Below are 18,396 nucleotides of genomic sequence, written 5' to 3'. Positions count from 1 at the left end.
GTCATGAGCGTGACGGAGGACGGATCCGGTCTCGGGCAGGCATCGGTGATCGACACCAGCGTTGCCCACTCCCCGCGCATCTGGAACTACTGGCTCGGCGGCAAGGACAACTACGAGGTCGACCGCCACGTCGGCGACGAGTTCCGCGAGCTCTTCCCGCCGATCGTCGACATCGCCCGCTCCTCGCGGCAATTCCTCGCGCGGGCCGTCCGGCATCTCGCCGGGGAGGCCGGAATTCGGCAGTTCCTCGACATCGGCACCGGCCTGCCCACTGTGGACAACACCCATGAGGTGGCCCAGCGGGTGGCCCCCGAGTCCCGCATCGTCTACGTCGACAACGACCCGATCGTGCTCGCGCACGCCCGCGCGCTCCTCCTCAGCTCCGCGGAGGGCGCCACCACCTACATCGACGCGGACCTGTTCGACACCCCCCGGATCCTCGAGGTTGCCGCACAGAGCCTCGACTTCACCCGGCCGATCGCGCTCATGCTCATGAACATCCTCGGGCACGTGCCCGACTTCGAGCGTGCGCGGGAGGTCGTCGGAGCGCTGGTGGCCGCCTTGCCGTCGGGCAGCTACCTGGTGGTCGCGGACGGCACCACCGACGGTGGGCCGTTCGACGCGGCCATCGAGATGTGGAACCAGGCAGGCTCGCTGCCCTACACCCTGCGCACCCCCGAGCAGATCGCCCAGTACTTCGACGGGCTGGAGCTGCTCGAGCCGGGGGTCGTCGCCTGCCCGCTGTGGCGGCCGGACGCCGTCGACCTCGGTGTTCCCGTGGCCGTCGACGAGTTCGGCGCCGTCGGACGCAAGGGATAGCTCGGCTCAGCGCACCGCGGAGTGGTAGCGGCGCACGGCCAGCGGCAGGAACACCGCCACGATCACCACGGGCCACGCCACCGCGAGCAGCATGGCGTTCTGTGCCGGCCACGAGGTGCCCACCAGTTCGGGCACGTTGTTGCCGAACAGCTCGCGCGTGGCCGCGACCGTGGCGGACAGCGGGTTCCACTCGGCGATGGTGCCCAGCCACGGGGGCATCAGCGACGGCGAGACGAAGGTGTTGGAGATCATCGTGAGCGGGAAGAGCAGTGCCCACGTGGTGCCCGCGGCCTCCTCGCTGACGATGAGGCCGAGGTAGATGCCCACCCAGATCATCGCGAACCGGAGCAGGAGCAGCAGGCCGAATGCCGTGAGCGTGGGCAGCAGGCCGGCGTTCGGGCTCCATCCGACGAGTAGCCCGCACCCGACGAGCACGGCGAGGTCGAGCACCGAGTTGACGATGTCGGCGGTGCTGCGCCCCACGACGACCGCGGGCTGGGCCATCGGCATGGATCGGAACCGGTCGGTGACGCCCCTGGCCCTGTCGGCGGCGACGGCGGAGATCGTGGCGGCCGCCCCGAACATCATCGTCTGCGCGAACATGCCGGGCATCAGGAACTCGCGGTAGTCCACGCCGCCCGGCACGATCATCGCGCTGCCGAAGACGTACCCGTAGAGCAGCACGAACATGATCGGGAAGGCCAACCCGGCGACGATCACGGTCGGGTTGCGGGTCCAGTGGATGAGATCACGGCGGGCGACCGTCCAGGAGTCGGTGAGGACCCAGCGCAGTGAGCTCGCCCGCGGGGGAGCGGTCAGCGTGGTCATGCGGCGACCTCCGTCTTCTCGGGCTCACGGGTGGTGGACGGCTCTGCAGGGCGGCCCGTCAGCCGCAGGAAGACCTCGTCGAGGGTCGGGCGGCGTAGGCCGATGTCCTCGGCCACGAGGCCGTCGTGGTCGAGCGCCCTGACCACCTCCGTGAGCGTGGCGACGCGGCCCCGCACCGACACGCTGAGCCGCCGCAGCGGGGCGTCGACATCCGGTTCGGCGCCGGTGATGCGGGCCAGGAGGGCCGCAGCGGCCGGCACGTCCGCCTCGTCGCGGAGCAGGATGTCGATCCGGTCGCCGCCGACCTGCGACTTGAGCTGCGACGGTGTGCCCTCGGCGACCTTTCGGCCGCCGTCGAGCACGACGATCTGGTCGGCGAGCTGGTCGGCCTCGTCGAGGTACTGGGTGGTCATCAGCACCGTGGTGCCGCCTGCGACCAAGCCGCGCAGCGCATTCCACACCTCGCCGCGGTTGCGCGGGTCGAGCCCGGTTGTCGGCTCGTCGAGGAAGAACACGCGCGGGGCGAGCACCAGGCTGCTGGCGATGTCGAGGCGGCGGCGCATGCCACCCGAGTAGAGCTTCGCCCGCCGGTGAGCCGCGTCGGTGAGCCCGAATTGCTCGAGCAGCTCGTCGGCCCGGCGGGCGGCGGCCCGGGAACCGAGGTGGAAGAGCCGGCCCCACATGATCAGGTTCTCCCGGCCGGTGAGGATGTCGTCCACCGTGGCCTGCTGGCCCGTGAGGCCGATCTGCCGGCGGACCATCGCGGCTTCGCGGGCCACGTCGAACCCCGCCACCTCCGCGCGCCCGGCGTCGGCGCGAAGCAGCGTGGCGAGCACACGCACGGCCGTGGTCTTCCCGGCGCCGTTGGGTCCGAGCAGTCCGCACACCGAGCCCTCGGCCACGGTCAGGTCGAACCCGTCCAGCGCCACCTTGTCGCCGAAGCGCTTCCCGAGCCCCTCCGCCACTACGGCGTTCCGTTCGGCTGCCACGATCCCCCCTTTACTGAGTACGCTGTACGTGTTTCTTCGTACAACGTACCCAGTTCTAGGATCGTCGGCAAATGACTTCTGTGCAGAGTGGTGGCGGGGACTTTCGGCGCAGCCTGGAACTGCTGTGGGGCACGCCGGAGGAGCCGACCCGCGGCCCGCGGCCCGGGCTGTCCGTCCAGCGGATCGTGCGCGCCGCGATCGACGTGGCCGATGCCGAAGGGCTGGGCGCGCTGTCGATGCGGCGGATCGCCGCGGCGCTCGGCGTCGGGGCGATGTCGCTCTACCGGTACGTGCCGGGCAAGGCCGAACTGATCGACCTGATGGTCGACGAGGTGTACGCCGAGGACCTGGCGGCCGCGCGATCGGTGACGGGCGACTGGCGTCAACGCCTCGAGGAGTTCGGCCGTCAGGAATGGGCGCTCTACCTGCGCCACCCGTGGATCCTGCAGGTCGCGCAGGGGCGGCCGATGCTCGGGCCGAACTCGATGGCATCCACCGACGTCACCCTGCTCGCCGTCGACGGGATCGGCCTCGACGAGCACGAGATGCTCGCCGCCGTGGTGCTGCTCAGCTCGTTCGTCGCGGGGCTGGCCAAGACCACGATCGAGGCGATGCAGGCGGCGGACAGCACCGGGGTCAGCGACGACGAATGGTGGGCGATCCAGGGCGAGTACGTCGGGCCTGCCGTCGTCGAGGGGAAGCTCCCGATGCTGAGCAAGGTGGGCGAGGCCGGGGCGTTCACCTCGATGTTCGACCACTTCGAGTTCGGCCTGCAGCGGGTGCTCGACGGGATTGCGGCGCTGATCGAGGCACGCCGGGAGAGCGGTCCGCCCGACCGGGCGCAGCCGCCTTCGGCCGGATGTGGCTCCTAGGAGGACCCGACGGCGCCGTTCCGCTTTCCGCCGGCCTCGGTGAGCAGCCCGTTCAGGGCGGCGTCGGCGATCTGCGCGGCCTGCTCCTCGGTGAGGGGCGCGTGGCCGCTCAGCAGGCGGAAGACCAACGGGCCGAACAGGATGTCCTGGGCGACCTCCACATCGACGTCGGACCGCACCTCGCCACGGTCCTTCGAGCGCCGCCACAGCTCCGCGATCGCCTCTCGCCTGCCTGCGAGGAAGAACGTGCGAAAGAAGTGGGCGGCCTCGGCGTCGGTGACCGAGGCCGCGAGCAGCTGGGCGAAGACGGTGCCCGCCGGGCTGGCGTAGAACTCGCTGACCAGGCGGACCTGGGTGGTGAAGTCGCCGCGGGCCGAGCCCGTGTCGGGCAGTGGCAGCGCGCTGGACATCCGCAGCCCGAACGCCTCGGCCGCCACGGCGGTGCGGCTGGGCCAGTGCTTGTAGATCGTCGCCTTGCTGACACCGGACCGGGCGCTGATCGCGTCGATCGTCGCCACGGGGAGGCCGCCCTCGCTGAGCAGCTCGTTCGTCGCGTCGAGGACGGCCTTGCGCGCCCGTACGCTGCGCGGTCGCTGCGGCCGGGCCGCCTCCGTGGCGGCGAGGTCCGGATCGTCGGTCACGGGCCCATCTTCCGCTGTCGGCTGATCTGCGACCCGCCCGGGACGATGGTGGGGAGCGGCGCAACCGTGGACGTCAGCGCCGCAGTGCGAGCTTTCGGGTCTTCAGCAACAGGTCCTGCACGCCGTTTCTGGCCCGGCGGATGATCGCCTCCCGCGAGGTGTCCTGGCGGATCGCCGGGTTCGGTTGCACGCTCGGTTCCGGCACCACGGTGTCCGTGCGTGTCCCGGTGCCCTCGCGCACCGTGGCCGCGTTCCCGATGGCCGCCTCGACCGCGTCGTAGATGCCGTCGGCGGTGGGGATCCAGCCGCCGGCGCCCGGCCGCACTCCCGTGGTGTGGCGCACCTCGACGATGACCGCTGGTACCCCGCGGTTCTGGTTGGAAACGCTGTTCCGGTAGGTGACGCTGTCGGTCCGGTCCTTGAGCTGGCCCAGCCCCTGCATGAGCTGGCGGAGGTCCGTGAGCGACTCGTTCAGCGCCGGCCGCCACTGCGCGTCCTCCCGGACGTCGACGTCCCGGCCGAGTCGCTGCTGTTCGGTGTCGCCCCGGCTCGGATCGGCTTCGCGGCCATGCGTGCTGAGGAGATCGTGCCCGTTCACCATGCCCCGCAGCCAGTCCTCGCGGGACGTGGTGACCCGGCCTGCCCTCGTGGATTCCCCCTCGCCGAAGGCGTCCCTGATCTCGGCTCCGAGCACTGGTCCGGCAGGCGAGCCGTACGTCTCGGCCGCCGTGTCGTAGGCGAAGCTGCTCACCATCACGTCGACCCACTCGGTGAGGTGCTCGGCGATCGAAACCTGCTCCTGCTTCTCGAGGAGGGCGAACGAGGCCGCGAAGTCGGTGCGGGCCATGACCGCGTAGACGGCCTTGGCGAACTGGGCGTGCGGCCTGTTCGCTCCCTCGAACAGGTAGTGGTTCAACAATGCGGTGAAACCGAGGAGTTCCCTGCTGGGTGCCCGGTATTCCGGACCGGAAGGCTCATCGCTCCTGGAGCCTCCCACCGTCGCCGGCGAGGGTGCGGTTGCTGCCGCAGGCAGCTGGAGCAGGCTCCTCAGCCGCGCGTCGACCTGGTCGGCCTGCCGCGTCTGCACGTTGACCTGCTCGCGCTTCAGACGCTCGAAGAACGTCGGGATCCCGGCGAGCGGAACACCTGCGGTGACCTGCAGGTGGGGAGCCCATCTCGCCCCCGGCAGCAGGAACGCGTCGGATACGCCGCCCTCCAGCCGGTTCGCGCGGAACCGCGCCGCATTTCCCGCCATACCCGCCCGGTACTGCTGGGAGATGAGCTCGGACTCCAGCCTGCCCATCGAGGCCTTCATCCGGTCGTAGTCGCCGCGGTTGGCCATCCCCGGGGGATCGGTGACCATCTCCACGTTGTCCGGGTCCTCGGCTTGCAACTGGAAGTAGTTGCGATGGACGACCGGTGTGCCCTTCGGCAGGCGTCGGCCGCCCTCGCCGGATGTGTGCCAGTTGCTGTCCTCGATCTCGAGGCCGACGTTGCGCTGCACGGGCACGCCGTGGCCGTTGACCGTGCCGTGGGCGTGCGGCCTGCCGGTAGCCTCGCGCTCCTCCAGCATCCGCGTGAGCGCGGCGTTGCCCACCTGGCGCTGCAACGCCAGGACCGCCGCCCACTTCTCGCCGGACGCGGGTGCCGACCTTCCGGCAGCGGTCGGCCGTGCGCCTCGTGCCTGCTCGACGCGACGTCCGACACAGCGGTGGTCGGCGAAGGAACCCATCGGTCCACCTTTCACGTCGGTCGGAACGGCGATCGTCGAACCCGGCGGGTCACTCCTGTCTCTGCATCCCGTAGCAACCCGTTCACCTCCCCGTCAGGATCGCTCGATCAGCGCTGGGTGGGAACGGACGCGAGGGCAGAGTTGGTCCCGGTGGCGTCAGGCGAAGAGCTTCTCCTGCTGCTCGCGCAACTGGTCGACGAGCCGGCCAGGAGGCAGCGTCACGTCCCCGTAGGTGAGCACGGTGTCCTTCGGGACGTCCCTCCTGAGCAGGCACCCCTCGGCCACCCCCATCGGCAGCAGGTTCTCGGCGCGCACGACCGCGCACGCCTCCGCCACGCCGTAGGTGTCGTACCCGCCGAGGCCGTCGACGGTCGCGCCGGCTCGCAGGTCGCGCTTGGCCGTGGCGACCACGTCGACGCGCGGACCGGCCGGTGGAGCGAGCGCGGCGTCGCCGAAGTCGACGGCCCGCACCACCGAGTTGGGCACCTCGAAGTGGCACAGGTGGTAGGGCGTGTAGAAGGAGTACAGCGGGCCCGTACCGAGCTTGTAGAGCTCCAGGTAGTGGCGTTGCTTCAGGTCGTCGTGGGTGCCGAGCACGAAGACGCCGGGGCCTGGTTTCGCCTTCACGACGTAGTCGACGATCCCGCCCAGCTCGCGCAGCTCGTCCACCTCGTAGCGGGTGGTGAGCTCGTCGACGTGGCCCTCGTGGTCCCAGCCGTTCATGCCCCGCTTCGGCACGGTGAGGCCGAACGCGTTGGCGACGATCGCCTGTTCGAACGAGATCTTGGTGCCGTCCGCGAAGCTCGTGACCATGTACGGGTCCTGGCCCCAACGCTCGGCGAACGCCTTCTGCGTGGTGGGGGTGCGGTACTCGTCCTGCAGGCCCTTGATGTTGCCCGCGACGAGCGGCGTGACGCCGAGACCCTTCACGAACCGCAGCAGGTTGGCCTGTACGCCGGGCTGGTCGCCGTCGGCGCCGGTCAGTACGACGCCCGCCTCGCGGGCGCGGTGCGCGAGCAGCGGACCGACGGTGCCGTCCAGCTCGGCGTTCATCGTGACGACGGGCAGGCCGCGCTCGATGGCCGCGACGGTGACCCGGGCGCCGAACTCGACCGCACCGGTGACATCGACGACGCAGTCCAGGTGCACGGCCTTGATCAGCTCGAACGCGTCCTCGAGAACGGCCGGGGTGCCCTTCTCGATCGCCGCGTCGAGCTCGCCGGCGTTCTCCACCCGCACGGGCTCGACGCCGGCCTCGGCGTAGGCGCGCTCGGCGTGGGCGAGTGTGCGGTTCGCGACGGCGACGAGCAGCATGCCCGGCACCGAGTTGACGATCTGGTTGGCCAGGCCGCGGCCCATGAAACCGGCGCCGATCATGCCGACCCGGATGGGACGGCCCTCGGCCTCGCGCCTCTGCAGCGCGGTGTCCAGGATGATCATCGGGCCTCCACCGACGCTTCGGACAGCAGCGGCCAGTTCGCGTCCTTGTCGGAGACGATCACCGGCGGGATCGGCCAGTCGATGCCGATCGTGGGGTCGTCCCACCGCAGGCCGCGTTCGGCGCCCGGCGTGTAGGGCGTGCTGACCTGGTAGGAAACCTCGACGCCATCGGTGAGGGTGAGGTAGGCGTGCGCGAAGCTGCGCGGCACGTACATCGCTGTGCGGTTGTCCGCGGTGAGCTCGGCCCCGAACCACCGGAGATAGGTGGGGGACTCCGCACGCAGGTCGACGATGACGTCGTAGATCGCGCCGCGGGAACAGCGCACCAGCTTGGTCTCCGCGTTCGGTTCGAGCTGGTAGTGCAGCCCGCGAAGGGTGCCGGCCTTGTGGTTGAACGAGACGTTCGCCTGTTCGACCAGGGGTTCGAGACCGGCTTCGATGAACTCCTGCCGGCAGAACATCCGCGCGAAGAAGCCGCGGTCGTCCTCCAGGAGTGTCAGGTCGATCAGCGCGGACCCGGGGAGCGGGGTCGGGGTGATCTGCATGGGGAGGGTTCGTCCTTCCGTCATGGTGTCGCGGGATGGTAGCCGTGGCTCACCCGTTCGGCTGCGCCCGTCAGAGGACTCCCCGTGGTGCACCGTCGTCGACGCCCGAGACTCGCGTACTCCCGAGTAAAGATCGTCCGGAGCGGCGAACAACGCAGCTCGGCATACTGACCGGGTGCATCCTTGCCGTCCGGTTCGGACCGCCCGGCGGTTGCCTGCGCTCCTCGCGGCGCTGCCGGTCCTGGTGCTCACGGCCGGGTGTGGGCTGTTCGGGGACGACGGCCCGGAGAAGACGGCCACCGCTTTCGTCGCGGCCTGGTCGGCAGGCGACGACATGGGGGCGGCCGCCTTCACCGACGCGCCCGCGGCCGCAGGTCAGCTGATGGTCGCCACCCGCGAGGCGCTGGCTCCGGCCACGCTGGTGGCCGAGGTCGCCCAGGTGCGCACCGCCACCGAGCGCGCCGCGGCGTCCGTGGAGATGACCTGGCACCTCGGCCCGGATCGCACGTGGGCCTACCTGAACGAGCTCGAGCTGGTGCCCGCCCCCGACAAGGAGCACGGCTGGGCCGTGCGCTGGGCGCCCACGGTGGTGCATCCCGACCTGGCGGCCCGGCAACGGCTGGCGCTGCGCACCGACCCGGCCCCACCTGCGCCCGTCGTCGACCGCGCCGGGGTTCCCGTGCTCGCAGCCACTCCGGTCGTCTCGGTGCTCCTGGACCGGAAGGCCACGGGTGACCTGCCCGGCGTCACCGACGCCCTCGCCCGCGCGCTCGGGCCGCTGGACCCACAGATCACGCAGACCTCGATCACCGAGGGTGCCGCCCGCACGCCCGACGGGCAGGCCTACCCCGTCGCCGTGCTGCGTGACGTCGACTACCAGACGGTGAAGCCCGCCATCCACGATCTGCCCGGGGTCCGTTTCAGCAGCTCCCAGCGGCTGCTGGCGCCCGATGCCGACTTCGGCCGGCAGGTGCTGCCCGCGATCCGCAACGAGACGGCCGCGCAGCTCGAGGGGGTCGCAGGGTGGTCGGTGGTGCTGGCCGACTCGAACGGCGCCACGATCCGCGCGCTGGTCGAGGAACCACCCCACCCGGGCAGCACGGTCACCATCGGCATGGACCGCGCGGTGCAGGCCGCAGGCGAGGACGCCGTGGAGCCGGTGCCTCAGCAGGCGATGCTCGTCGCCGTGTCGGCGTCCACCGGTGACGTGCTGGCCGTGGCCCAGAACGACGCTGCCGACGCCGGCGGTGCGCTGTCCCTGACCGGGCGCTACCCGCCGGGCTCCACCTTCAAGATCGTCACGGCGGCCGCGGCGGTGACCGAAGAGGGGCTCACCGAGACCTCTCCGGTGGCCTGTCCCGGCACCATGGTCATCGGTGGGCGGCCGGTGCCCAACTCCGAACGCCTCGACCTCGGCACCGTTCCGCTGCGCACGGCGTTCGCCCGCTCCTGCAACACCACATTCGCGCGTCTCGCGTCGCAGCTCAACGGGAGCGCGCTGCAGGCGGCGGCGCTGCGGTTCGGTCTGGGTGCCGACTACGTGGTGCCCGCGCTCACCACGATCACCGGCTCGGTGCCGGCGTCGGACGACGCCGTCCAGCGTGCCGAGGACGGGTTCGGGCAGGGCCAGGTGCTTGCCACCCCGCTGGGGATGGCGCTGGCCGCCGCCACGGTGGCCCACGGTTCACCGGTGGTGCCGCAGTTGCTGCGCGACCGGCCCACCCAGGTGCTGCGGGCAGCCACCGGGCCGAGCGTGGCGGAGCTGGACCAGCTGCGGCCCATGATGCGCGCGGTGGTCACCGAGGGCACGGCGAGCCGGCTGGCCGGGCTCGGCGAGGTGTACGGCAAGACGGGCACCGCCGAGTTCACCGGAGGCGGCCGGGCGCACGGGTGGTTCGTCGGGTACCGAGGGGACGTTGCGTTCGCCGTACTCGTGGTCGACGCGGGGTCCTCCGCGCCCGCCGTGGAGGTGGCGGAGCGGTTTCTCACCACGATCGGCTGATCGGAACGCGACGATCAGAGCCGGAACGGCGCTCGGGCGCTTACGCTGGAGTGCATGTCTCCCCGCCGGATCCCCGCGCTCGCGTTCGCGGCCGATGTGATCGCGGTGGTCGTCTTCGCCGCTGTCGGCCGGATCAGCCACGCCGAGGCCGAGAGCCTGTCGGGTCTGCTCGCCACCGCGGCCCCGTTCCTGATCGGTCTGGTCGCGTCCTGGGCCACCCCGGTCGTGCGGGCCCACCCGGTCGGCTTCCGGGCCGGTGCGGTGGTGCTGGCCGGCACGGCCGTGCTCGGACTCCTGCTGCGGGCCGCCTTCACCTGGCGGCTCCCGCTGAGCTTCGCGGTGGTCACCGTGGTGTCCCTCGCGGTGCTGCTGATCGGATGGCGGGCGCTGTCGTTGCTGGTGTCCCACCGTGCCGATCAGCGCGCGATGCGCTGAGCGGCCGACCAGCCCGCACGGCGCTTAGACTGGGGCCATGCCCGCCCGCACGTTGCTGACCCCCGGCACCGTCTCCCCGACCCGTCCCGTACCCGCTCAGATCCCGCGTCCGGAGTACGTCGGCAAGGACCGCCCGTCCCGCAGCAACGATCCGTGGGTGCAGACACCCGACGTGATCGAGGCCATGCGTGTGGCCAGCCGGATCGCCGCGCAGGCGCTGCAGGCCGGTGGCGAGGCGGTGGCGCCGGGTGTCACCACCGACGAGGTCGACCGGGTGGTGCACGAGTTCCTGATCGACCACGGGGCCTACCCGTCGACGCTGGGCTACAAGGGCTTCCCCAAGTCGTGCTGCACCAGCCTCAACGAGGTGATCTGCCACGGCATCCCCGACTCCACCGTGATCGAGGACGGGGACATCGTCAACATCGACGTCACCGCCTACATCGGCGGAGTCCACGGCGACACCAACGCCACCTTCCTGGCCGGTGAGGTCTCCGAGGAGGACCGCCTCCTCGTCGAGCGCACCCGTGAGGCCACCATGCGAGCGATCAAGGCGGTGCGTCCGGGGCGCGAGCTCAACGTCGTGGGCCGGGTGATCGAGTCCTACGCCAAGCGCTTCGGCTACGGCGTGGTGCGCGACTTCACCGGCCACGGCATCGGCCGCTCGTTCCACAGCGGCCTGGTGGTGCTGCACTACGACGAGCCGAACGTGCACACCATCCTCGAGCCGGGTATGACCTTCACGATCGAGCCGATGATCACGCTCGGCACCATCGACTACGACATCTGGCCCGACGACTGGACCGTCGTCACCAAGGACCGCGCTCACACCGCCCAGTTCGAGCACACGGTGCTGGTCACGGCCACCGGCGCGGAGATCCTCACGCTGCCCTGACCTGCCCTTACCTGTCAACGGTGCAGAGGGGGTTAGGCTGTCGCAGTGACGGAACGGCCACTGTACGGGGAGCCCCTTTCCCTCGACCTGGTGAACACCGAGTGGAATGAGGGCGGCGCCCCCCGCGACCTGTTCGACGAGCCGAACGGGGCATCGGACTGGCTCGCCGAACACGGCTACGCCGGTGGGTCGGAGGCCTCCCTGCGGGAGGCCAGGGCGGCCCTGCGGGCCCAGCTGGAACAGAACGACCCCGGCCCGCTCAACGCGGTGCTCGCCCGCGGCACCCGCCGGCCGGTACTCGGATCCGACGGACGCCCGGGCGAGCTCGTCGAGGTCGACCCGGACTGGCGCGCGGCCTGGGATGCAGCCGTCGACCACCTGCGCCTTCTCGCCGAGCGACCCGACCGCGTCCGGGGCTGCGCCCACCCGAGCTGTGTGCTCTGGTTCCACGACACGTCGCGCAACGGCACGCGGCGCTGGTGCTCCATGGACGCATGCGGGAACCGCGCGAAGGCCGGGCGTCATTACGCCCGCACACGCGGAAGTGGCTCACAACCGCTCGTCGGCCGTCCGCAACGGCCGTAGTGTCGGGATCATGGCGAAGGTCTACGAAGGCGTCGATGCGACGATGGCCGCCTGGATCGAGAAGCAGCCGGTCTTCTTCGTCGCCACAGCACCGCTCGAAGCGGACGGGCTGGTGAACCTCTCGCCCAAGGGCACCATGGGCACCTTCCGCATGGTCGACGAGCACACCTTCGGCTACCTGGACCTCACCGGCAGCGGCGTGGAGACCATTGCGCACCTGCGGGAGAACGGCCGGATCTGCGTGATGTTCTGCGCGTTCGACGGCCGCCCCAGCATCGTGCGCCTGCACGGGACCGGCCGTGCGGTCACACCCGGCGATCCCGGGTTCGAGAAGGTTCTGGCAGGCTTCGGTGAGGCAGGGGAGCAACGTCGCCCGTACCTGCGCGCGGTGATCGTCGTGGATGTGGCCAGGGTGGCCGACTCCTGCGGCTACGCGGTGCCCCGCATGGACCTGGTGGAGGAGCGCGAGACCCTCGACGCCGTGTGGCGCAGCCGCGACGACGAGCGGATCGCGCGCTACCACGCGGAGCGGAACGCGCGCAGCCTCGACGGCCTGCCCGGCCTGCCCGATGCGGTCCCGGTGGCGGGCACCGTCGCCTGAGCCCTGCCGGCCCTGTGACGCTCACCGCACCGCGACGGGTACACCGGCGTCGACGGGGCGGCCCGGCGGATGCCTGAAATGATCAGGATCGGCGTCCGGACGGACGCGGACCCGTGCGAGGAGGACACATGATGGCGGAACGGCCGCTCACGGAGTGGCAGAAGCTCGTGCTGACCTTCTCCCGCCGCTGGCGCAGCGCGGGTTTCTGGTACGGGCTCGCCATTGCGGTGATCTGGCCGTTCGCGATGTTCGGCACGCGGATCGCCTGGCGAGGCGGCGAGCACCTGCCTCGCACGGGCGGAGCGCTGCTGGCCATCAACCACGTGTCGTTCTCGGACCCGATCTTCAACGTCGCGTTCACCGTGTCCCACGGCCGGATGCCGCGTTTCCTCGCGAAGTCGGAGTTGTGGAACGTGCCGATCGTCCGCTCGGTGCTCGGGCGGGGCGGCCACATCCCCGTGTACCGCGCCTCGGCGCGTGCCGGCGACGCCTACCGCGACGCGATCGCCGCCATCAAGCGCGGCGAGATCGTGGCGTTCTACCCGGAGGCCACCTACACCGCCGACCCCGACGGCTGGCCGATGAAGGCGAAGAACGGGATCGGCCGGATCGCGCTGGTCACGGGCGCTCCGGTGATCCCGGTGGCCAACTGGGGCACGCAGGACGTGCTTCCGCCGGGCACCGCGCGTCCCCGGCTGCTGCCCCGGCGCAACGTGACGGTGGTGGCCGGACCTCCCGTCGACCTCTCCGCGTGGGTCGGCGGGCCGCGCACGCGTTCGGCGCTCGACGGCGCCACCGCCGCGATCATGGCCGACGTCACGCGGCTGGTGGCCGAGATCCGGGGCGAGACTCCGCCGGCCGTCCCGTTCGACCCCGCCGGTGCGGGATCGAACGGGACGAGCAGCAGGGACGGGATCGAGCAGGAGCGCCCCGCGAGCTGACCGGCAGGTCAGGCGGCGGTGCGGGCGAGCTTCTCCAACCGGCGCGGGGTGGGCCAGCGCACGGAGTGGGCCCAGCCCAGCTTCTCGAAGATCCGGATCACCCGGGCGGAGATGTCCACCTGCCCGCGCTGCACCCCGTGGCGGGCACAGGTGGGGTCGGCGTGGTGCAGGTTGTGCCACGACTCACCGAAGCTGAGCACGGCCAGCGGCCAGACGTTGCGCGAGTGGTCGCGGGCGGCGAACGGCTGGTCGCCGATCATGTGGCAGATGGAGTTGATCGACCAGGTCACGTGGTGCAGCAGCGCGACGCGCACCAGGCCGGCCCAGAAGAACCCGGTGAGCGCGCCCCACCACGACCAGGTCAGAAGCCCGCCGAGCAGCGCCGGGGCGAGCAGCGTGGTCGTCGACCACGCGATGAACAGGCGGTCGACCCGGACGATGTCGCGATCGGCGAGCAGGTCGGGAGTGAAGCGCGCCTCGTTGGTCTGGTCGCGCTCGAACAGCCACCCCATGTGCGAGTGCCAGAACCCGCGGGCCAGTGCGCCCGGTCCCGTGCCGAAGAGCCACGGCGAGTGCGGGTCGCCCTCCTTGTCGGAGAACGCGTGGTGCCGACGGTGGTCGGCCACCCAGTCGATCACCGGGCCCTGCATCGCCAGGCTGCCGGCGACGGCGAGGGCGATCCGCAGCGGCCGTTTCGCCTTGAACGAGCCGTGCGTGAAGTACCGGTGGTAGCCGACCGTGATACCGAGGCCGCTGATCACATAGAAGACGGCCGCGAGGACGACATCCGTCCAGCCGAGCCCCCATCCCCATGCGAACGGGATGGCGGCGATCAGCGCCAGTAGCGGGACGATCACGAACACGTAGACCGCGATCTGCGGCGCCACTCCGCGCCGGCCTTCGAGGATCGGCTTGGCCGATCCGGTTGGTCGGCTCGGGCTCTCGGCAACGGTCATGGGCATGCACCTCGTGGGTTTCGAAGGAAGGAAGGGTGACCTTACTGCCACGTTGTCTACCAGGAATTCGCTGGTGGACGGCACCCCGGATCGGGTGTGAACGCCTACAGATCCAGACCGAGCAGTGCGTTCTCCACCACTTCGGGCAGAGCGGGGTGGATCCAGTATTGACCAGTGGCCATCTCCCGCGCTCCGAGGCCGAACGACATCGCCTGGATCAGTGGCTGGATCACCGTGGCCGCGTAGGCCCCCATCACGTGCGCGCCCAGCAGCCGGCCGCTGCCGCGCTCGGCGATCACCTTGCAGAAGCCGACGGTGTCCTCCATGGCCCAGCCGAAGGCGACGTCCCCGTAGGCCTGGATCTTGACGGTGACGTCGTGGCCCGCGGCCCGGGCCTCGGCCTCGGTGAGGCCGACGGCGGCGATCTGCGGGTCGGTGAAGACCGCGGAAGGCACGAAACGGTGGTCGGTTCGCCGCGGTGCGTCCGGATGCAGGAGGTTGTGCGCCACCACCTTCGACTCGTGGTTCGCGACGTGTTTGAGCTGGTGCGGTGAGCTCGCGTCACCCAGCGCGAAGATCCCGTCGACCGGCGTGCGCTGCTGGTCGTCGACCACGATCCGGCCGTCGGGATGGGTCGGCACACCCGTGCGGTCGAGGTCGAGGCGGTCGCCGTTGGGCACCCGCCCGGTCGCGACCAGCAGCAGGTCGCCCCGCAGGACGGTGCCGTTGGCGAGGTCGAGCACCACCTCGCCGTCGCCGCTGCTCCGCGCGCGTGCGACCTCGTGGCCGAGGTGGACGTCCCACTTCTCGCGGGCGACCGCCGTGAAGCGCTCGGCGATGGTCTCGTCGTGGCTGCGCAACAGCTGCTCGCTGCGCCCGATGACCGAGACGCGGGCCCCGAGCGCGGAGAACACGTGCGCGAACTCGGCACTGATGTAGCCGCTGCCGACGATCAGGACGTGGGCGGGCAGGTCGTCGATCCGCATCACCGTGTCGGACGTGTGGAACGGGACGCCGGAGGAGGCGATCGGCTCCGGAACGACCGGCCGGCTTCCGGCGGCGATGACGATCCGGTCGGCGGAGATGGCATCGGTGCCGGAGCCGTCGGTACGTGCCACGGCGAGCTCCTTTTGCCCGGTGAACCGGGCGTGGCCCTCGTAGACCGTGACGTTGGGGGAGCGCAGCACCCGGTACTCCCGGCCACCGGACGAGATCGCGTCGATCCGGCCGAAGACGCGGTCGCGGATGTCGCGCCAGCGAACCTTGTCGATGTTCGCGTCGATCCCGTAGCGGCCCGCGGTCCGCACCGCCTCCGCCACGTCGGCCGGGTAGACGTACATCTTCGTCGGGATGCAACCCACGTTCAGGCACGTGCCACCGAACACGCCGTGCTCGACGAGCGCGACGTCGAGGTCGTCGAACCGGCTGTCGATGATCGAGTTGCCGGACCCGGTGCCAATGACGACGAGATCGTGGTGGCGCACGACATCACGTTAGCTGTGGTCGACGACGCGTGCGCGGCCCGTTGACGCAGCACACACAGTTGTGCCCGGAGGTCTCTTCGGACCTGCCCAGCGCGCCACCGGCTGATCTGGTAGGCAGGCTCGCATGACCAGCGAGGCTATTGCGGCCACTGTGCACCGACGTTGGGCGGCCGATCTCGAGCCCCGCACCCTGTACGACATCCTCCGGCTCCGGGTCGAGGTGTTCGTCGTGGAGCAGGCGTGCCCGTACAGCGAACTCGACGGACGCGACCTCGAGGACGGCGCCCGCCACTACTGGCTAGGTGGCTCCGGGCAACCCGAGCCGGTGCTCGGCTGCGTGCGACTGCTCAGGGAACCGGGCGCCGACTTCCGGATCGGACGGCTGTGCACCGCCCGGTCGGCGCGTGGGCGAGGGCTCGGGCGGCGGCTGATGGAGGCGGCACTGGCCGAGGTGGGCGATGACGGGTGCGTGCTCGACTCGCAGGAGCACCTCGCCGGCTTCTACGTCGGCTACGGGTTCCGCCCCACCGGCCCTGCCTACGACTGGGATGGCGTCGCCCACGTGCCGATGCGCCGCGACGGCCGCTGACTTTCCGCTGACCGCTACGGTGCGTCGTCAGCGGTGAACGCGCCGCACCGTGCCCGGTCCCGTACCGGCCGTTGCGGGATACTCCGCTCGAACGTGCACGAAAAGTACAGGTGAGTGGAGCGAGGTAACCAGATTGGCGGACGACCCGACGCGGGCGACGGCACGTCCCGGATCCCCGCTGCACGGCAGCGTCGGCCCGGAGGACCCCCACGCCGACCCGGCCACGAACCCGGCGATGCGGCCGGTCCGCGTCCCGGAGCCGGAAGGACCGACGGTGCCGACCCCGGCGCCGTTCGCCCCCGACCCCGCCCCCGGCCCTGCGCCGGCGGCGGTGGTCACCCGCACCCGCACCGGCGGGTGGTGGACGGGCCTGGTCCTGTCTGCGGTGGTGCTGCTGTTCCTGCTGATCTTCGTTCTGCAGAACAACGCGCCGATGCAGATCAACTTCCTCGTCTGGACGGGCACGCTGCCCTCCGGCGTGGCGCTGCTCCTGTCGGCGGTCGCGGGCCTGCTGCTCGTGGCCATCCCCGGCGGTCTGCGCATCTTGCAGCTACGCCGCGCGGCGAAGCAGGGTGGCCGCCGCGCCCGCTGAGGCGTCCTTCGCCTCGAGAAACGAAAAGCGCAGCACCCCCGGGGGGGTGCTGCGCCTCGTGATCGGTGCCGGGTCAGGCGGCCGTGTCGCCGCGGCGTCCGCGGCCACCCGAACGGGCAGCCCCTGCGCGGACCGCACCGCCGCGTGGCCGTCGGCCGCCGCCGCTGCCCCGGGGGTTCTGCTTCGGCTTCGGCGGCTCGACGATCGGCACGCCCGACGGCGGACGGGCACCGGTGATCCGCACCAGCGCGGCGTCGCCCGGACGGACCTCGGTGTTGGTGGCACGGACTCCGGCGAGCCGGGTGAGCCGGTCGACGTCGCGCCGCTCGGCTGCCGTCACCATCGTGACGACGGTGCCCGAGTCGCCTGCCCGGGCCGTGCGGCCCGCGCGGTGCAGGTAGTCCTTCGGGTCGGTCGGCGGGTCCACGTGGACGACGAGGCTCACGTCGTCGATGTGGATGCCGCGCGCGGCCACGTCGGTGGCCACGAGCACCGGGGTGCTTCCGTCCTTGAAGTCGGAGATCGCGCGGTTACGGGCGTTCTGCGCCTTGCCGCCGTGGAGCGCGCCGGCGTGGATGCCGTCGCGCCGCAGCGTCCGCACGAGCCGGTCGACACCGTGCTTGGTGCGCACGAAGAGGATCGTGCGCCCGTCGCGGGCGGCGATCTCGGCGACGACCCGCGGCTTGTCGGCGGCCTCGACCAGGAGGACGTGGTGCTCCATCGTCTCCACCTGCGCGGTGGCCGAGGCGATCGAGCGGGTGACCGGGTCGGTCAGGTACTCGCGCACCAGCGCGCCCACGTCACCGTCGAGCGTGGCCGAGAACAGCAGCCGCTGCCCGTCGGCAGGCGTGCGGTCGAGGATCTTGCGCACCTGGGGCAGGAAGCCCATGTCGGCCATCCGGTCGGCCTCGTCGATTGCCGTGACGGTGACGTCCGACAGGTCACAGGTGCGCTGCGTGGTGTGGTCGGTGAGCCGGCCGGGCGTGGCGACGAGCAGGTCGATGCCGCGCTGCAGCTCGGCCGCCTGCCGGTTGAACGACAGGCCACCGACCACTGACGTGATGGACAGGCCGAGCGCCTTCGCGAACGGCGCCAGCGCGTCCACCACCTGCTGGGCGAGCTCCCGGGTGGGAACCAGGACCAGGCCGCGGGGGCGGCGGGCCTGCGCACGGCCACCGGCGAGCCGGGACAGCAGCGCGAGGCCGAAGGCCAGCGTCTTGCCGGAGCCGGTCTGGCCCCGGCCGAGCAGGTCACGCCCGGCGATCGTGTCGGGCAGGGTCGCGGCCTGGATCGGGAACGGCTCGACGAAGCCGTTCGCAGTCAATGCCTGAACGACGGGTTGGGGCAGGCCGAGCTCGGCGAACGACGGCATGCCCGTCTCGGGGACGGTCCAGAGCACCTCGGGGGGTGCTGCGGCGAGAGTGGGGCGCTCCTGGGGAGCGCGGGAACG

Annotated in this window: 19 protein-coding genes; 10 read left to right on the top strand and 9 right to left on the bottom strand. The window is 71.2% G+C overall.

Features of this window, described 5'->3' with window-relative positions; translation table 11 throughout:
* Positions 1-3: 3 nt before the first annotated feature.
* A complete protein-coding gene (locus tag ABD743_RS28180) occupies positions 4-819 on the top strand; it encodes an SAM-dependent methyltransferase (protein ID WP_344725369.1) in 816 nt (271 codons plus the stop codon).
* 6 nt (positions 820-825) lie between these two features.
* On the opposite strand, the gene ABD743_RS28175 is transcribed toward ABD743_RS28180, so the two are convergent.
* Entirely contained in the window at positions 826-1,647 is an 822-nt protein-coding gene (locus tag ABD743_RS28175) for an ABC transporter permease (RefSeq protein ID WP_344725368.1), read from the bottom strand.
* Positions 1,644-2,636 carry an ATP-binding cassette domain-containing protein gene (locus ABD743_RS28170; RefSeq protein WP_344725367.1) on the bottom strand — a complete coding sequence of 331 codons (993 nt, stop codon included), beginning with the start codon at positions 2,634-2,636 and terminating at the stop codon, positions 1,644-1,646. Before ABD743_RS28170 ends, ABD743_RS28175 begins: the two co-directional genes overlap by 4 nt.
* 71 nt (positions 2,637-2,707) lie before the next feature.
* Here ABD743_RS28170 and ABD743_RS28165 point away from each other — a divergent pair, with 71 nt between their 5' ends.
* On the top strand, positions 2,708-3,508 hold the full coding sequence (locus ABD743_RS28165) for a TetR/AcrR family transcriptional regulator (protein ID WP_344725366.1): 801 nt from the start codon (positions 2,708-2,710) through the stop codon (positions 3,506-3,508).
* Here ABD743_RS28165 and ABD743_RS28160 read toward each other — a convergent pair.
* The 4 genes from ABD743_RS28160 to rfbC form a co-directional block, all read right to left on the bottom strand.
* The gene (locus ABD743_RS28160) at positions 3,505-4,149 is read right to left on the bottom strand and encodes a TetR/AcrR family transcriptional regulator (protein WP_344725365.1); all 645 of its coding nucleotides are present in this window, start codon (positions 4,147-4,149) and stop codon (positions 3,505-3,507) included. The genes ABD743_RS28165 and ABD743_RS28160 overlap by 4 nt on opposite strands.
* 73 nt (positions 4,150-4,222) lie before the next feature.
* Positions 4,223-5,881: a hypothetical protein gene (locus ABD743_RS28155; protein WP_344725364.1), complete on the bottom strand. Its 1,659-nt coding sequence runs from the start codon at positions 5,879-5,881 to the stop codon at positions 4,223-4,225.
* 156 nt (positions 5,882-6,037) lie between these two features.
* Entirely contained in the window at positions 6,038-7,321 is a 1,284-nt protein-coding gene (locus ABD743_RS28150) for an NAD(P)H-dependent oxidoreductase (RefSeq protein WP_344725363.1), read from the bottom strand.
* Positions 7,318-7,866 carry a dTDP-4-dehydrorhamnose 3,5-epimerase gene (gene rfbC, locus ABD743_RS28145; protein WP_344725362.1) on the bottom strand — a complete coding sequence of 183 codons (549 nt, stop codon included), beginning with the start codon at positions 7,864-7,866 and terminating at the stop codon, positions 7,318-7,320. Before rfbC ends, ABD743_RS28150 begins: the two co-directional genes overlap by 4 nt.
* Positions 7,867-8,077: 211 nt before the next feature.
* Here rfbC and ABD743_RS28140 point away from each other — a divergent pair, with 211 nt between their 5' ends.
* From ABD743_RS28140 to ABD743_RS28115, 6 genes are all read left to right on the top strand, one after another.
* On the top strand, positions 8,078-9,868 hold the full coding sequence (locus tag ABD743_RS28140; protein ID WP_344725361.1) for a penicillin-binding transpeptidase domain-containing protein: 1,791 nt from the start codon (positions 8,078-8,080) through the stop codon (positions 9,866-9,868).
* Positions 9,869-9,922: 54 nt separating this feature from the next.
* Positions 9,923-10,303, top strand: a complete 381-nt coding sequence (locus tag ABD743_RS28135) for a DUF3054 domain-containing protein (protein ID WP_344725360.1) — start codon at positions 9,923-9,925, stop codon at positions 10,301-10,303.
* Positions 10,304-10,340: 37 nt separating this feature from the next.
* Positions 10,341-11,198 carry a type I methionyl aminopeptidase gene (map, locus tag ABD743_RS28130; RefSeq protein WP_344725359.1) on the top strand — a complete coding sequence of 286 codons (858 nt, stop codon included), beginning with the start codon at positions 10,341-10,343 and terminating at the stop codon, positions 11,196-11,198.
* A gap of 45 nt (positions 11,199-11,243) precedes the next feature.
* A complete protein-coding gene (locus ABD743_RS28125) occupies positions 11,244-11,783 on the top strand; it encodes a CGNR zinc finger domain-containing protein (RefSeq protein WP_344725358.1) in 540 nt (179 codons plus the stop codon).
* Positions 11,784-11,793: 10 nt separating this feature from the next.
* Entirely contained in the window at positions 11,794-12,384 is a 591-nt protein-coding gene (locus ABD743_RS28120; RefSeq protein WP_344725357.1) for a pyridoxamine 5'-phosphate oxidase family protein, read from the top strand.
* 128 nt (positions 12,385-12,512) lie between these two features.
* Positions 12,513-13,325 carry a lysophospholipid acyltransferase family protein gene (locus tag ABD743_RS28115; RefSeq protein WP_344725356.1) on the top strand — a complete coding sequence of 271 codons (813 nt, stop codon included), beginning with the start codon at positions 12,513-12,515 and terminating at the stop codon, positions 13,323-13,325.
* 8 nt (positions 13,326-13,333) lie between these two features.
* Here the strand turns inward: ABD743_RS28115 and ABD743_RS28110 are convergent, their stop codons facing one another.
* Together ABD743_RS28110 and ABD743_RS28105 are read right to left on the bottom strand one after the other, a co-directional pair.
* Positions 13,334-14,281, bottom strand: coding sequence for an acyl-CoA desaturase (locus ABD743_RS28110; RefSeq protein WP_379659101.1), 948 nt, complete (start codon positions 14,279-14,281; stop codon positions 13,334-13,336).
* A 104-nt stretch (positions 14,282-14,385) separates the two neighbouring features.
* Positions 14,386-15,765, bottom strand: a complete 1,380-nt coding sequence (locus ABD743_RS28105) for a mycothione reductase (protein WP_344725354.1) — start codon at positions 15,763-15,765, stop codon at positions 14,386-14,388.
* Positions 15,766-15,889: 124 nt separating this feature from the next.
* Here ABD743_RS28105 and ABD743_RS28100 point away from each other — a divergent pair, with 124 nt between their 5' ends.
* The gene (locus ABD743_RS28100; protein WP_344725353.1) at positions 15,890-16,354 is read left to right on the top strand and encodes a GNAT family N-acetyltransferase; all 465 of its coding nucleotides are present in this window, start codon (positions 15,890-15,892) and stop codon (positions 16,352-16,354) included.
* A gap of 133 nt (positions 16,355-16,487) precedes the next feature.
* A complete protein-coding gene (locus tag ABD743_RS28095) occupies positions 16,488-16,946 on the top strand; it encodes a LapA family protein (RefSeq protein WP_344725352.1) in 459 nt (152 codons plus the stop codon).
* A gap of 73 nt (positions 16,947-17,019) precedes the next feature.
* Here the strand turns inward: ABD743_RS28095 and ABD743_RS28090 are convergent, their stop codons facing one another.
* On the bottom strand, positions 17,020-18,318 hold the full coding sequence (locus ABD743_RS28090; RefSeq protein WP_344725434.1) for a DEAD/DEAH box helicase: 1,299 nt from the start codon (positions 18,316-18,318) through the stop codon (positions 17,020-17,022).
* Positions 18,319-18,396: the final 78 nt, after the last annotated feature.

It is taken from the genome of Pseudonocardia yunnanensis (assembly GCF_039534065.1).
Lineage (GTDB): Bacteria > Actinomycetota > Actinomycetes > Mycobacteriales > Pseudonocardiaceae > Pseudonocardia > Pseudonocardia yunnanensis.
Note: the sequence above shows the minus strand (reverse complement) of the source record. Positions and strands in the feature narration are given on the sequence as shown.